We start from the raw sequence: 15,077 nt of genomic DNA on the forward strand, positions 1-15,077 counted from the left end.
AGGCGCCGGACGCCAGGCGCAACGGGGGAGCATCGCCGCAGAAAGTCTGCGGGATGCGCTCATTGGGCCGGGCGCGCAACGCGCACCTATTCTGGAGCGCCAGAGCTCTTTTGAGCTCATCGTGCTCGAAGGCGCTTGCCATCCTCAGGCAGTTTCGCGCCTTGCCGTAAGCCGTGCCTGGAGAAGGACGACGACGAGCAAAAACAGCCCGCGGATCACCGACTGCCAGTAGGCTGACAGCGAAATCCAACCCATGCCGTTTTCGAAGTTCAGGACGTTGAAAAGGATCCCGAGCAACAGCACGCCGGCCAGCGTGGTCAACACCGAGCCCGAGCCGCCGGTCAGCAGCGTCCCGCCCACGACCACGGCTGCGATGGCAAACAGCTCCCAGCCGACGCCCTCGATCGGCTGGCCTGCGCCGAACTGAGAAGCGAGGACGACGCCGGCGAGCCCGGCCAGGCACCCGCTTGCGACATAGACGAGAAATTTGACGCGATCAGTGCGCAGCCCCATCAGCCGCGAGGCATCCTCGCCACCGCCGATGGCCAGCACCGTCCGTCCCGTGCTGGTGTAGTTCAGGACCACTGAGCCGACGGCATAGGCAACCAGGGCGATGACTGCTGGAATCGGGAAAATCCAGAAATTCCCCTGGCCGATGGCGGTGAAACCCGAATCATAAGACACCGAAACGGTCTGGTTGCCGGCCAGAAGCAGCGCCGAGCCGCTTGCGGCCAGCATGGTGGCAAGCGTGGCGATGAATGGCATCAGGTTGCCGCGCGTAACCAGGAGCGCGTTGATCAGCCCGGCTGCCAGGCCGGCGCCAACGCCCGCTGCAAGGCCTGCCACGATGCCGTGCGGGCTCGCCAGGGCCGACGCGACGCTGCCCAAGGCGGCGACGGAGCCGACGGACAGGTCTATGCCGCCGGTCATGATCACGAAGCACATGCCGAGCGCGACGAGCGCGAACATCGAGTTGTAGCGCAGAACGCTCATCACGTTGAAGAGGCCGAGGAAGCGGTCGTAGCGCAGGAATCCGAACAGGACGAGGGCTGCAAGCGCGATGACGACACCGTAAGTGCCGATGATGCGAACCAGTCTGGCACTGTTCATGGATTACACCCGGTGTTGCTGCTGCAGCCAGACGGCGAATGCGATGATGCCGGCCTTGACGACGAGCGCAGCGGCGTCGGGCACGCCATTGGCGAGCAGCGTGTAGCGCACCAACTGGATGGTCAGTGCGCCCAGCAGGGTGCCGATGATTGTGGCCTTTCCGCCACTCAACAGCGTGCCGCCCACCGCGACCGCCGCGATGGCGTCGAGTTCCATGCCCAGCCCCACGAGATTGGCGTCGCTGGAGGAGTTGATCGCAATGACGACGAGACCGGCCAGCCCCGCGCACAGGCCGCTGATCGCATAGACAGCGAGCTTGATCCTCGATACGGCGATGCCGGCCAGTTCAGAGGCCTTTTCATTGCCGCCGACAGCCAGGATGCTTCGCCCGAACACCGTGCGGTGAAGGGCCCAAGCGGCCGCCGCAACCAGCACGGCCATTATGATGACCTGCGCGGGAATGCCGAGCGGGCGGGCAAGTCCGATCCACTGGAATTGCGGCACGCGGAAGGTCTGCAGATTGCCGTTGGTCATGACCTGCGCGATCCCGCGCCCGGCGATGAACAGCACGAGCGTTGCGACGATCGGTTGGATGCGGAAACGCGAGACCAACCAGCCGTTGAACAGCCCGAACAGGCCGGCGACGAGGATCGAGGCAACCATCGCGACGGCTACCGCCAGATAGATGTTTCCGACCGGGAAGATCGTGCCCATGAAGATCATCGGCGCCAATGCGCCGGAGATCGCCATCAGCGAACCAACCGACAGGTCGATGCCGCCGGTGGCGATCACCAGGGTCATCCCCACCGCGACGATCACAATCGTGCAGACCTGGGTCAGGTTGACGTTGAGTGTCTGCAGCGTCGCGAAATTGCGCGTATAGGCAAGGTTGAAGACGACCAGCAGCACAAGCGCGATCACCGTCCCGTAGCGCGCCAGGAAACCGAACACATCAAAGCGGCGGTTTCCAGCGTCGTTGGCTGCGGATGGTGTGGCCAGATCGCTCACGCTGCCTCCTTCGCCGCGCCGCCATGCGCCATCGCCGCGAGCACGTCCTCCTCGTCGGCTGCGTGGCCTTCCAGTTCGGCCACCCTCACTCCTTCGCGCAGCACGAATATGCGGTCGGCTCCTTCCATCACTTCCTCGAGTTCCGAGGAGATCATCAGCACGCCGAGCCCGTCATCGGCAAGCTTGCGGATGAGGCGCTGGATCTCGGCCTTGGCCCCGACATCGATGCCGCGCGTCGGCTCATCGAGAATGAGCAGCTTCGGGTTCATTGCCAGCCAGCGGGCAAGCAGCACCTTTTGCTGGTTGCCGCCCGACAACTCGCGGACCTTCTGGTTAGGCCCCGAGCATTTGATGTCGAGTTCACGAATGAAGCGCTCGACGATCTCCTTCTGCCGGGCCTCGTTCAGGATGCCATTGCGGCTGATTTTCGGCAGCAGTGCCAGTGTTATGTTCTCCGCGACGGTCATTTCCGGCACGATGCCCTCGGCCTTGCGGTCCTCAGTGCAGAAGCCCATCCCTGCGGCGATGGCATCAGCGGCACGTGCGGGATGGTAGGACGCGCCCTCCATCGTCATCTCGCCTGCGCTCCGGCGGTCGGCGCCGAATACGAGGCGGGCTGTTTCGGTGCGGCCGGCGCCGAGCAAGCCGGCAAAGCCGGCGATCTCGCCGCGGCGCAGGTCGAAGCTCACGTCACGCACCAACTGGCCGGCCGCCAGCCCTTGCGCGGTAAACAGCACATCACCGATCCTCGACCGATCGCGTTCGCCGAATGCGGTCGCATGGCCTTCGACGGCTGCGACGTCGCGGCCGAGCATGGCCGCGACCAGCTCCAGCTTGCCGATGTCGCTCATCGCCGCGCTTCGCACCGTGCGGCCGTCACGCATGATCGTGACCCGGTCGCAGACCTCGTACAACTCGTCGAGCTTGTGGCTGACGAACAGAACGGAGACGCCGTCGGCCTTGAGCTGACGGATAACGCTGAACAAGACCGAGACTTCACGCTCGTCTAGCGAGGAGGTCGGCTCATCCATGATCACGAGGCGGGCGGAAAAGCCGATGGCGCGGGCGATCGCCACCATCTGCTGCGTGGCGGTGTTGAAATCGCTGAGCGGGCGGCGCACGTCGATGCCGATCGAGAAGCGGCTGAGCAGGCGCTCGGCTTCCGCATGCATCGCGCTCCAGTCGAGCAGGCCGCGGCGGCGCTTCTCGCGTCCAAGGCAGATGTTCTCGGTCACCGAGCGCAGCGGTACGAGATTGATCTCCTGGTAGATGGTGCTGATGCCGCTGACCTGCGCCTGATGCGGAGACCCAACTTCGAACGGCTTCCGTTCGAACAGCACCTGCCCCGCATCCCGGCGGTAATAGCCGGTGAGCACCTTGATAAGTGTCGATTTGCCCGCACCGTTCTGGCCGATGAGTGCGTGGATCTCGCCCGGAAGAACCTGGAGCGAGGCATCGGCCAGGGCAGGGATGCCGGCAAAACGCTTCTGGATGTCACGCATGTCCAGGAGCAGCGCGGCTTGGTCCGGCTGAGCGGTCATCGTCAAACTCCCAAACCCTACCCGCCGAAGCGGGTAGGGCAACTGGAAAGAAAGTGGATATCAGAACGCAATATCGAAGTCTTTCTTCGCGTTCGTGGCGTCGAAGAAGGCATCCTCGTTCTTGATGAACGGCGGGATCTTCTTGCCGGCCGCATAGTCGGCCATCGTAGCGAAGGCCTTCGGCCCGAACAGCGGGCTGCAAGCGCAGATAGCGCCGATCTTGCCGTCAATGATCGCCTGGACGCCTTCCTTCTCGCCGTCGATCGACAAGATCAGCACATCCTTGCCCGGGGTCTTGCCGGCTGCTTCCAGAGCGGCGATGGCGCCCAGCGCCATCTCATCATTATGCGCGTAGATGATATCCGCATCAGGGTGCGCCTGAAGCAGCGTCTCGGCGACCTGCCGGCCCTTGTCACGGGCGAAGTCGCCGGACTGCGACGCCAGGATGGTGAACTGCGAGTGCTTGGCGATGAAATCGTCGAAGCCTTTCTTGCGGTCGGTAGCGGCCGAGGCTCCGGTCGTGCCTTCCAGCTCGATGATCTTCGACTTGCCATTGGCGTTCTTGACCAGCCATTCGCCGACGCGTGTCGCCTCCTCGATGAAATCCGAACCGATGAAGCAGACATAATCCTCGCCCGGCTTGGCCATGGTGTGATCAACGTCGCGGTCGACCAGAAACACCGGTATGCCGGCATCGCGCGCGGCAAGAATGACCGGCACCAGGGGCTTGTCTTCGCGGGGCGGCAGGAAGATTGCGTCGACGCCCTGCGCGATCATCGAGTTCACGTCGGAGGCCTGCTTGGCCGACGAACCGGCGGCATCCGTGTAGACCAGCTGATGGCCAAGCTTGGCGGCTTCGTCCTGCATGCTCTTGGTCTCGGCAAGACGCCACGGATTGTTGCTTTCCGTCTGGGCGAAACCGACCTTGTACTTGTCCTTCTTGGCGAGCGGCGGGAGCGCCGCGAAGGCGCGTGAGCCGAGTGTCAGCGCGACCGCGCCGGCGGCGGAGCCAACCAGTAGTTTTCGACGGGTAATGATCATGCTCTTTCCTCCTTTATTGTCGCTTCTGCGACTGTGTAATTTCCTCACGATAATCGGCCCAGACGGCTTCGGCGATGACGCAGTCGGCAAGCTGGATCAGGCGCTATGCCGCCTCCAAAATAAAGTCGGCGCAGCGGTCGCCCAGCATCATGGCGGGCGCCGCCGTATTGCCGGCATTGATGTTGGGGCAGGCCGACATGTCGGCAACCCGCAGATTGTCTATTCCGCGCACGCGCAGCGCCGCGTCCAGAACCGCCATCCGGTCGCTGTCCGAGCCCATCCGGCATGTCCCGGCCGGATGGTAGTTGGTCTTCACAAAGCGCTTGCAATGCTTTGTCATGGCTTCGTCGCTGAGATCACCCTGGCTTGGCACGGCAATGGCCTTGACCCGATCGGCGAGCGGCTTGGTCTGAAAAGCCTGCAGGAAATAACGCTGGCCGTAGATCATTTCCCTCATGTCGTCGGGATGTTTAAGGAGGTTCGGCGAAACGATCGGCATGTCCTTCGGATCCGCCGAACGCAGCCTCACGAAACCGCGCGACTTTGGCTTCACCACCACTGTCGTCACGGTAAGCCCATAGGTGTTCTCGACCAAGGTCAGGATATCGCGGTCCAGATAGACGTGCGGCACGCAGAAGGCCTGGATCGTCGGTTCGCCCTCGGGATCGGCCGGATTGACGAAGGCTCCGGCCTCCACCCCCGCTGACAGGATCGTGCCGGTGCCGAAGAGCTTGAAATGCAGGCCGTTCCTGATCATCCGCCAGCCTTGGCTCTGCCTGAAATAGCCGTATGGGCCGTTTGCGGTGGCGATGATCGGCACCTCCGGATGGTCGATCAGGTTTTCGCCGACCCCAGGCAGGTCGGCGACGCAGGAAATGCCGTGCCCGGCAAGCGCCTCGGCGGGGCCGATGCCGGACAGCATGAGCAATTTCGGCGAGACGAGGGCACCGGACGAGACGATCACGTCGGCATCCGCATGGACGGTATGCTCGGCGCCCGACGCATCCGAGTAGATGACGCCGGTGACCCGACCTTTTTCGATCAGCAGCCGGCTGACTGTGCAATTGAGTTTCAGCGTCAGCTTGGGATCATTCGTCAGCGGCTCGATGAAGGCGTAGGCGGCGCTGCTTCGCTTTCCCCGCCGGTTCATGAACTGGTAGAAGCCGACCCCGCGCTGCGACGGTCCGTTGAAGTCATGGTTGTACGGCAATCCAAGGCCTTGGACCGCTTGGACGAACCAACGGGAAACATCATCGATGTGGCCTGGATCCGAGACCAGCAGCGGACCTTCGCTGCCATGCAGTTCGCCGCCGAGGCGGTTGTTTCCCTCCATGCCGGTGAAATGCGGCAGCACCGCCTGCCAGTTCCAGCGCACGCCGGCATTGTTGCCGCGCAGCAGTTCGTCCCACTCCTCATAATCGGCCGAGCGGCCTCGCATGTAGACCTGGGCGTTGACCGAGGTGCCGCCGCCCAGCACGTTGCCTTGCGAGATTTCATGGACGCGCCCGTCGAGATGGGCCTGCGGCTCGGTGCGGTGATAGCGCATGAATTTCGAGCCGTTGATCATCTTGAAGATGCCGGGCGGCATGTCGAGCAAGGGGTGATGATGGGAATGGCCGGCCTCCAGCAGCAGGGTTCGCCGTCCCGCTTTGACAAGCCTTGCCGCCGCGACGCAGCCGGCTGCTCCGCCGCCCACCACGATATGGTCGTAGGACTGCGTCATGCTTCCGGCGCCTCACGGCTTTCGAATGTTCCGCGGACATACTCCCAGGCCGCCGAGAGGTGGTTGAGCAGCGCCCGCTCGGCGCCGTCAGGATCTCGCTCAAGGATGGCCATGCAGATTTCACGATGGCTGAGGAAATTCACGCGGTTGCGCTCGGGCGACCGTGGCATGCGCATCCAATGCGGCGACAGCCATGCGGTAAATGCCTTGTGCACGACAGGCAGCACCGGGTTGCGCGCGATGTCATAGAGCGCTGCGTGGAACGCCACGTCCGTCGCATAGAATTTCTCAGAATCCGGGATGGCCGCCTCGTTCATCGCCAGCGCCGCCCTCAGGGCTGTGACGTCATCCTTGCGGGCATGGATGGCGGCGTTGCGCGCCAGCGACGCCTCGAGGAAGACGCGCATGTCGTAGAGGTTCTTCACGCCCGCCTGGTCGCTCAGCAGATGTCCTACAATGCCGTCGAGGGCGCCGAGCGCGGCATCCAGGCCAGGCCGACGCGCCACGGGCCGGAACCGCGGACGCGCTTCCACCAGGCCGCGGCTGGCCAGGCGCGCAATCGCCTCACGCACAACGCCCCGGCCGACACCATACTCGATCATCAGTTCGCGCTCGGCCGGCAGGTAGCTGCCGTCGCCAAGCCTTCCGGACGTGATGTCGGCCTCTATGCCGGCCACCATCGCGTCGGCCGCGCGGGCGGCGAGAATAGCCGCGGGCATCTCAGGACGCTCTTCCGTATCCACCAAGCCTTTTCCTCCCAGATGGTCCTGTTATTAGAAGGTAAATCGGACCAAAGCACAAGCCGATTGATGCGTTTGTAGGACCAAACATGACGGATTGGCTTCAGAACCGCTGAAAGATCAGCCACATTGTTGCCAGTCAGCGCTGCCGGTGCAATTATGGTCCGATGAAAAAACCTGAATGGAGCGCAGCATGAGCCGCACCGAAATCAAGGAAGCCGAGACCCGGCTGTTCCGGGTCCCACTGCGTGAGGTGATGACCGATGCCAAGCACGGCGCGCACACGCATTTCGAGCTGGTCACCGTCACGCTGAGGCTTGCCGACGGCACCGAGGGCACAGGCTACACCTACACCGGGGGCAGGGGCGGCTATGCGATCAAGGCAATGATCGATCACGACCTCGCGCCGTTCCTCAAGGCACGCGACGCAACGCAAATCGACACGATCTACGACGGCATGCTCTGGCACATCCACTATGTCGGGCGCGGCGGCATCGCTTCTTTCGCGATCTCGGCGATCGACATCGCATTATGGGACCTCAAGGGCCGGCGTAGCGGCCTGCCGCTTTGGCAGATGGCGGGCGGGGCCGGGAAGAGCGCCAAGGCCTATCGCGGCGGCATCGACCTAAACTTTACCCTCGATCAGCTTTTGGCCAGCATCGATTCCTATCTCAATGCCGGCTTCACCGGGGTGAAGATCAAGGTCGGCAAGGACGACCTGGCCGAGGATGTGGCCCGGGTGAAGGCAGTCCGCGAGCGCATCGGCCCTCATGTCACCTTTATGGTTGACGCCAACTACGCGCTCGACGTCCCGCGAGCGATCGAGGCAGCGAGAGCATTCGCCGCCTACGATCTGCTGTGGTTCGAGGAGCCCATCATACCCGACGACTATGAGGGTTACGCCAGCATTGCCAAGGCGACCGGAATGCCCCTGGCAATGGGAGAAAACCTGCATGTCATCGAGGAGTTCGAGCATGCCTTCGCTTGGTCGAATCTCGCCTACATCCAACCCGACGCCTCCAACTGCGGCGGGGTCACCGGCTGGCTGCGCGTGGCAGCGCTCTCACGCAAGGCTGGCATTCCGGTCTGCAGTCACGGGATGCAGGAACTTCATGTCAGTCTCGTTGCAGGTCAGACAAATGCCGGCTGGGTGGAGGCGCATAGTTTCGATATTGACCTTTACACCACCGAGCCGCTTAGGCTTCAGGATGGTTTGGCGATAGCACCCGACGAGCCTGGAGTGGGCGTTGTCTTCGATTGGCGCAAATTGGCGGATTTTCGCCAATAGCGCCCCCTGAACGGCGGCACGGCCGCATGCATTTTGTCCAGATCCTGCTTCCTCGTTCCGGCAACGCGGAGAGCGCTTCGCCGAGGAAGACTTCGACCGTCTGAAGAACGAACTCGCCGCCGCCGCAGCCAGCGGGCATACCACTTATCGGATGCCACACTTACATTTGTAATTGCAGCGACGCTTCACCGGCTTTAACTCACGCGATCATAGCAGCGACACGACAAATGCAGGCGGCCGCCCGAAAACGGGCAGAAGCTGCAAGCATTGGGTGCGCCTGCAGGGAGGCGGCGATGGTTGCAACGCGTACGGACACTGCACATCCGGTTATGGAGGACTTCATTCTATCACGGCACCGCTCACCGGTCCGCGAAGTTGGATTTTACGAGGCTATGAGTCAAACCCGACAAGCGATCGCCACATCGCGCGAGGTGCTGAGGCGCTTTCGCGAACGTCAGGGCGACGACACTCCTCGAGCAAAGAATACAGACCGTGGTCCTGTCGCCGTGTCAGCCTTCGATGCCGACATCATACGCGCTGCATGCCGAGATCTGATCGCGGAGATGAACGTGCCCGAGTGTCAATGGCGCGAGCTGGCGCGAAGTCTGGTGCGCGAATTCGTGGCCTGCGAGCAGACCGAAGCCGGTTTGGTGGATTGGATCGTCCGCCGGCCGGCGATGACGGAGACGGACGAGGCCGGCTGACCGGAGCCAACTGGCGGGGCGGCGAATGAGCCAGGAGTCAGTCGACCGCAATTAACGCGAGCAAACAGGTCTCCCGGCGACTTGTTGCGCGGGAACTGCGGTGATCCGAGGATCGGAAATTTTGGCGAGCGGCTTGGACACATCTGATCCTCCTCGTCTGTAGCGTCGCGCTCGTGTTCGCATTTGAAGCATGTAGCGAGGACTGGCCGATGGCGTGACCTTTGGTTGAGTGGAGACGAATGCGTCCAGCCTACTGTCCAAGGCACGGCGACGGCCATGTCGCGTTGCTCCCGGCCTTCGCACACAAGGAGCCCAGGCCGGATGCCAACCAGGCTGCATTAGGCCAGTGGGAACAATTTGCGCGGGCCGAGCTTGGGCTAGCGTCGTACAGAGGTGCAAGTATGCAAGATAATTTTGACCGAGCTTCATCCGTCGCGGAGGTTGCGGAATCCTTCGTGAGATCCCGGAGGCCGTTCTCTGTCGTATCGACCCGGGATGCGGTCACGATTGTCAGGAAACAGGCAGCTTTTTGCGAGCATACGGATGGCGAGCTTGCGGAGTTGGTGGCGGCAATTGCGGTCAGGCATGGTCGACTGGTCGCGTTCGATCTTGATCTCGACGACACAGGCTTGGAGATCGGTCGCGCAGCATAGCCAACGCCTCACGCAATGAGATAGCCACCGTCAACCGGCAGAATTGCCCCAGTGATGAACCCCGCGAGCGGCGAACACAAGAACAAGGCGGGGCCGGTCAGGTCGCCCGGCGTACCCCAGCGACCCATCGGAGTGCGTTTCATCAATTCCGCGTTGCGAGCTGGATCGGCCCGTGGCGCGGCGGTCATGGCGGTCTCGATCCAACCAGGCGCCAATGCGTTTACGCGAATGCCATCCCCGGCATAGGCGATGGCGAGCGACTTGGTAAGTTGCACGATGGCGCCCTTGGACGCGGCGTAAGCCGGCGCATGAGCCGCGCCGAAAAACGCGAACATCGAGGCGATGTTGACGATGGCGCCCCCGTTCGAGAGTGCCCCTCGGAACGCGCTCGCACTCCGCATGGAGCCGGTGAGATTGATATCGACCACCGTTTCGAAACCCTGGACAGTGAATTCGGCGGCGCGCAGGTTTACCCCTGCGCAATTTACGAGCGCTGCAACGGATGTGAACTGACTGGAATATCCGTCGACCGCAGTCATGTCCCGGACGTCGAGTACTGAATACGAGACGGCGGTGCCGTATGCACGAGCGGCCGCTACCTCGGCGGCCGTGGCCCCCGTCGCATGGACGATTGCCCCGGCCTCGGCGAACGCCATGGCGATGCCGTTTCCGATGCCTGTCGTGCCTCCGGTAATGACGACGGTCTTGCCCGCGAAGAAGGGCATCGCCCACATGGAATCGGTCACCAAGATCTCCTCGTTTCGCCTCTGTGGCGGAGCGCGAACTTACCGCAGCGGAAGACAAACGGGCGGATGTCTACCGCACGAATTGATCGACGAAATCGTCCCCGAGACCCACGCTCGCATAGTGGCTTCTGCACATGTCGATCTTGGTGAAAACGTCCTCGAAACCAATCTGCTTGTTATCCTTGTCCAGGTAAACCATGCAGCCGGAGATGTTGAAGAAGGTGATCATCTCGGGCACGTCGCTTGGGACCGTGAGCGTGTGGATTTCACCGGGCGGCTCGAAAACGTAAGATCCGGTCTCTGCCACCCAGTCGTGTTCAAGGTAGTGCCAACGCCCCTTGATCACATAGCCATGCACGGGGGCCGGATGCAGATGACGGCTTAATATCCCGGCCCGGCGTACGCGGAGCAGATTGCACCACTGGCCTTGCATTGTGTTGAGCATAAGTGGTCGGAACCACACGCCCTTAGCCTGTGGGACCCAGACACGCTCGTCTTCGGGGACGGCAGCGATCGCGATCTCTTTCGGTGCCAGGGGATGGGCGGAGCCGTTGAAGGATTGATACATAGGAACCTCTGTCGCCAATTCATTGGAGCGTCCATATCAGCGCGATCCTAACAACTGTGCCGAGTTCTGCCGAGGCGCAATCGGGCGCCCACGCATTGGGAAAGTTGTCGGCGCGCGCCCGCCCGCTGCCGCGACCGCAAGCGGGAAGGGTTTGGGGATGGTCCGTTGGGCGTCGAAGACGATCAGTGGGTTCCTTCTTGCCTCATCATGCGGCTATCCGGGAGTGCACCGGGCTGGTCCTGGTCTGGAAGCCCCGGTTTCGGACTTCCAAGGCCAGCAAGGCGAGTTCGACCTCGTCCAATCGCGACGGGCGTGCATTTTCCGGCATGCCTTCGGCGGTGGCCAGGTCGATCAGGTACTCGTTCCAGGCCCAGTTCTTGAGCACAGCGCGTTTCTCGTCGGGTGAAAGGACGGGATCATCCACCACCTGCATCGGAGAGGCGTAGAATGTCTCGGGCTCCGAAAGCGCCGTCTGTATGTGCGCTGCCTGTGCACCGGCGCCATAGCCGTGACTTGCCTGGAGCCAAGCCAACTGCAGCCGCTGCCAAACCAGGTCGGAAAAGGCCTGTTTCTCCTCCGATACATGTTGTCTCCTGATCTTGGCCGGGGAAGCAGGAGGTGCCGCCTGCACCACGTAATTGAGGCCTTGACGCTCGGCATAACGGATCGCCGCTTCCAGCGTCGGAAAGTTCAGTTCAACCTGGGTCAGGGTGTCTCGGCCACCGGTATAGCCCATCAGCGGCTCGATGAACGGGGCTGTGCGGCGTTCGAAGACCAATCGCCAGTCCTTGCGGGGCTTTGCCGAGGTCATGGCCGAGCGGCAGGGCTGGTAGATCCGCGCCGTTGCGCCGTCCGGAAACACTGACCGTCCCATTGACAAAGCCGGCCCGTCTAGACGAGGCCGATTGTCATTGTCCGGCCGGACGGACGTCTTGGTTAGGTTTCTGTTGTCGCTGCTTTGAACTGTCTCCATTGCCTGTCCCTCCCGTTATGAAGGGTCGCACGGGCAGCGGCCGTAAGGGCCGCCACCCATACTGCATCCGTCAGTTCTTCCCGTTGATTGCGATCCGCTTGGCCTTCGCCTGCGCCCGCTCGGTCTTGGGCAACGTCACGGTCAGCACCCCGTTCTTGAAGGCGGCGTTGACCTTGTCTTCTTCAACCTCGTAGCCGAGCGGAATAAGGCGCTCGAAGCGACCGTAGAAGCGCTCGGAGAACTGCCGGTCCTTGTCCTCGGTCTCGGAACGCTTCTCGCCTTTAAGCTTGAGCGCCCCATTTTCCAGCAGGACTTCTATGTCGCTCTCGTCCAGGCCAGGTGTTTCCGCCGTGACGCGGACTTCCTTGTCCGTGTCGGAGATTTCGACACTCGGCCAACTGGCGGCGAAAGAGGGACCGAAGGCCGGCAGTCTGGCGCCAAAGCTGCGGAAGGCGTCATCGAACAGCCGGTTTACCTCCCGGTGGAGGGAGACGAAGGGGTCTCGATCATCAGGGAAGAGACTGGGCGCCGAGTTTCCGTTGCCCCGGCCCCATGGGATCAAGTCACGTACGCTCATTGTCTTTCTCCTTTTGTAGGTCTCTGAGTCGGGCGGGACGCCCGGCTCAAGCGAGAGCCTTCATGGTGGATTGCTCAGGCGGCCAGCTTGTCGGTCTCGACCTTGGGAGCCTCGATCTTCGGCATGGGAGCCCCGCTGGAGATTTCGATCTTGCGCGGTCTCATCTCCTCGGGAACCTCGCGCTTGAGATCGATGCTCAGCAGCCCGTTCTCAAGGCTGGCGCCCTCGACTTTGACATGATCGGCCAGTTCGAACCGACGCTCGAAAGCGCGCCCGTTGATGCCGCGGTAGAGATACTGGCCGTTCTCATCGCCGGGTTGCGACCCGCTCACAACCAGCATATTGGGCTGGTAGGTGACGGTCAACTGGTCCTGCGGGAAACCGGCGACCGCCATCGTGATGCGATACTGATCATCATCAACCTTGGCGATATCGTAGGGCGGCCAGTTGTCGAACGAGGCCACACGACTCGCACTTTCAAGCATGTCGACCATGCGGTCGAAGCCGATGCTGGACCGGTATAGAGGGGTAAAATCGAGGTTTGTCTTCATACCCACATCCTCCTTTGAGCAACATGGACAACAGAAGGCGCCAAGAGCCTTGCCGCCTCCTGGTGCTGCCGGCCCATTAGGCTGCCGGCGACCATCAATTTAGAATCGCGACTTACACCTTCAAGAGCAAGAATAGGAAAATTTTCATCGGCAATCTGGGCGAACGCACCAATGCCACCCCTTCCGCCGGCGGGGTCACTCGCCGACGGGTCCATGGTGCAAGAACAACGACGTCGCCCTTAAATCCGATCGACGAATGGTACGAACGCGGCCACTGCCGCGTTGTCACTGCAGTCAGGACCGGCACGCTCATCCGATTGATCCAACTGTTGCAACGCATCCATGATCGTGTCGAAGCTGACCGGTTCACCCGCTCCCGGCAGCATGCGAAGCGCTGGCACGGATTCTACGGCGCAGGCATCCGACGCCCATGACGAAAGAATGGCGCGCTTCTCCTGAGCGTCCAGGGCAACGTCGGCCAAAACGTCGTGGGGCTGTTTGAAATGCCGCGCCGGATGCAGCAAGCGGTCCAGAAAAACGTCGGGGGCCACGGGTTCAATCGATGCAAAATAGGTCGAAATGGGTCCTTCCATGGATGGTCCTCGGCTTCAGACAATCTCATGCGTGTTTGAGTCTGGCGGCTCTCGCCATTCCCGCCGGCGAAATTTTGGAACGTCTCAAGCAAGTTTCAATGGCTCGGCACGGGTCACATTGCCGTCGTCAACGCCTTGGAACCATTTTATCGGGCCGGTCAAACAATCGGCGAGAATCTCAATTCTGACCTCGGGCGAACTCGAAGGCCGAATCCGGCAGGAGAAACAGTCATGTCTTACCCTCTCCAGGACCTTGTGCATTGGCTTGATCATTGAGCCCTGATGCTCTCGACCGGCCGCCTTGTTCCGGCCATCGCACAGGAAATTCCGAACGACTTCAGCGCAATCGTGTGTCAGAGACTGCCAGCGGCTGTCGCGATCACGACCAGGCAGATCATCCAGGATCAAACGACGCTCAAGGACTTCCCCAGGTGATGTCGATACCGAGACTCATCGTCCGGCACCCTGGGCGGCTCGATCACGACCGAAGGGAACGAGCCGTTCGCGATCGAGGGTGGCGATGCTGCACTTCCCCAGATGTCTTCGGAGCATAGCGAGGGCTGCGGCCTTGGAGCGGCGAGGGGACTTGCCTACATCGCACATGTCGTCGATATGGAGGTCGATGAGTTCGCCGAAGCCTTCAGGCGCGCTATGCTTTGTAGGCGTCTCACTGCGATCGACTTGGTGTTGGTGCCCCAGCGCCGCGCAACGTCGCGTTGCAGGAAGGTCTCGCTGACGCAGCGTGTGCGGCAGGTTCTAAGGTTCTGATGTTAAACAGATGCTGAAAAATCAAGATCATAGAGTGGCCGTTGCACCTATGATGGATGGGGCAGATAACTAAATAAAATCAAATAGTTAGTGGAGTTCGTGTGCAAAAATAGCACACGAAAGTTCTGCTTCTCTTCTTTTTTCGTTCCCACGACGGAGCCGCCGACAGCCCCATTCGGACGTTCTTTTGCCGACGATATTGCGTCGCAATGGTCGTTTGAATACAAACAATCCGACAGGTCCATATCGCATGCTTTTACGCTAAGGGATTCTTGGATCAGCCGAAGCCGGCCCATACCCTGGAAGGAGTCGATGCCATCCGATCCGGTCTTGCCTCGGCATTTACCCGGGTTTTCCTGCCAATGTCGGTTTTGCGCTCATCCTTTCCTGCACACGTCGATGCGGCCTTGCCGGCGCCGCGCACCCGCTTCTCTCCAGGCGGCTGGCAGGTCCCCAACATGTCCTCGATGTGCCGCGAACGAGCCGCGGCCGC

Annotated in this window: 14 protein-coding genes; 2 read left to right on the top strand and 12 right to left on the bottom strand. The window is 61.7% G+C overall.

Translation table 11 applies throughout. The features are described 5' to 3' along the window. Positions 1-144 precede the first annotated feature (144 nt). The 6 genes from NKI32_RS24630 to NKI32_RS24655 all read right to left on the bottom strand — a co-directional run bounded on the left by NKI32_RS24630 (position 145) and on the right by NKI32_RS24655 (position 7,166). Positions 145-1,110, bottom strand: a complete 966-nt coding sequence (locus NKI32_RS24630; protein WP_023672667.1) for an ABC transporter permease — start codon at positions 1,108-1,110, stop codon at positions 145-147. Between the two features lie 3 nt (positions 1,111-1,113). Then, positions 1,114-2,118, bottom strand: coding sequence for an ABC transporter permease (locus NKI32_RS24635; protein WP_023726632.1), 1,005 nt, complete (start codon positions 2,116-2,118; stop codon positions 1,114-1,116). Next, a complete protein-coding gene (locus tag NKI32_RS24640) occupies positions 2,115-3,659 on the bottom strand; it encodes a sugar ABC transporter ATP-binding protein (protein WP_353003982.1) in 1,545 nt (514 codons plus the stop codon). The genes NKI32_RS24635 and NKI32_RS24640 overlap by 4 nt, the downstream gene beginning before the upstream one ends. Before the next feature lie 60 nt (positions 3,660-3,719). Beyond that, on the bottom strand, positions 3,720-4,700 hold the full coding sequence (locus NKI32_RS24645; RefSeq protein ID WP_023672664.1) for an ABC transporter substrate-binding protein: 981 nt from the start codon (positions 4,698-4,700) through the stop codon (positions 3,720-3,722). Positions 4,701-4,803: 103 nt separating this feature from the next. Continuing rightward, entirely contained in the window at positions 4,804-6,423 is a 1,620-nt protein-coding gene (locus NKI32_RS24650; RefSeq protein WP_352626171.1) for a GMC family oxidoreductase, read from the bottom strand. Beyond that, positions 6,420-7,166, bottom strand: a complete 747-nt coding sequence (locus NKI32_RS24655) for an FCD domain-containing protein (RefSeq protein WP_353003985.1) — start codon at positions 7,164-7,166, stop codon at positions 6,420-6,422. The genes NKI32_RS24650 and NKI32_RS24655 overlap by 4 nt, the downstream gene beginning before the upstream one ends. Before the next feature lie 190 nt (positions 7,167-7,356). Between NKI32_RS24655 and NKI32_RS24660 the strand changes: the two genes are divergently transcribed. Both NKI32_RS24660 and NKI32_RS24665 read left to right on the top strand, forming a co-directional pair. After that, positions 7,357-8,451, top strand: coding sequence for a mandelate racemase/muconate lactonizing enzyme family protein (locus NKI32_RS24660; protein ID WP_352512101.1), 1,095 nt, complete (start codon positions 7,357-7,359; stop codon positions 8,449-8,451). A gap of 293 nt (positions 8,452-8,744) precedes the next feature. Beyond that, positions 8,745-9,155 carry a hypothetical protein gene (locus NKI32_RS24665; protein ID WP_023738748.1) on the top strand — a complete coding sequence of 137 codons (411 nt, stop codon included), beginning with the start codon at positions 8,745-8,747 and terminating at the stop codon, positions 9,153-9,155. Positions 9,156-9,816: 661 nt separating this feature from the next. Here NKI32_RS24665 and NKI32_RS24670 read toward each other — a convergent pair. From NKI32_RS24670 to NKI32_RS24695, 6 genes are all read right to left on the bottom strand, one after another. Next, the gene (locus NKI32_RS24670; RefSeq protein ID WP_352626172.1) at positions 9,817-10,554 is read right to left on the bottom strand and encodes an SDR family NAD(P)-dependent oxidoreductase; all 738 of its coding nucleotides are present in this window, start codon (positions 10,552-10,554) and stop codon (positions 9,817-9,819) included. Between the two features lie 70 nt (positions 10,555-10,624). After that, entirely contained in the window at positions 10,625-11,122 is a 498-nt protein-coding gene (locus NKI32_RS24675; protein ID WP_023752250.1) for a 2,4'-dihydroxyacetophenone dioxygenase family protein, read from the bottom strand. A 205-nt stretch (positions 11,123-11,327) separates the two neighbouring features. Then, entirely contained in the window at positions 11,328-12,095 is a 768-nt protein-coding gene (locus NKI32_RS24680) for an NADH dehydrogenase ubiquinone Fe-S protein 4 (RefSeq protein ID WP_352626173.1), read from the bottom strand. A gap of 70 nt (positions 12,096-12,165) precedes the next feature. Next, complete coding sequence (locus NKI32_RS24685; RefSeq protein ID WP_352626174.1) at positions 12,166-12,672, bottom strand: Hsp20/alpha crystallin family protein; 507 nt, start codon at positions 12,670-12,672, stop codon at positions 12,166-12,168. A gap of 74 nt (positions 12,673-12,746) precedes the next feature. Continuing rightward, on the bottom strand, positions 12,747-13,223 hold the full coding sequence (locus NKI32_RS24690) for an Hsp20 family protein (protein ID WP_352626175.1): 477 nt from the start codon (positions 13,221-13,223) through the stop codon (positions 12,747-12,749). Between the two features lie 239 nt (positions 13,224-13,462). Continuing rightward, positions 13,463-13,816: a hypothetical protein gene (locus NKI32_RS24695; RefSeq protein ID WP_352626176.1), complete on the bottom strand. Its 354-nt coding sequence runs from the start codon at positions 13,814-13,816 to the stop codon at positions 13,463-13,465. Positions 13,817-15,077 lie beyond the last annotated feature (1,261 nt).

Source organism: Mesorhizobium sp. M0761, from assembly GCF_040320205.1.
In the GTDB taxonomy this organism is placed as follows: Bacteria; Pseudomonadota; Alphaproteobacteria; order Rhizobiales; family Rhizobiaceae; genus Mesorhizobium.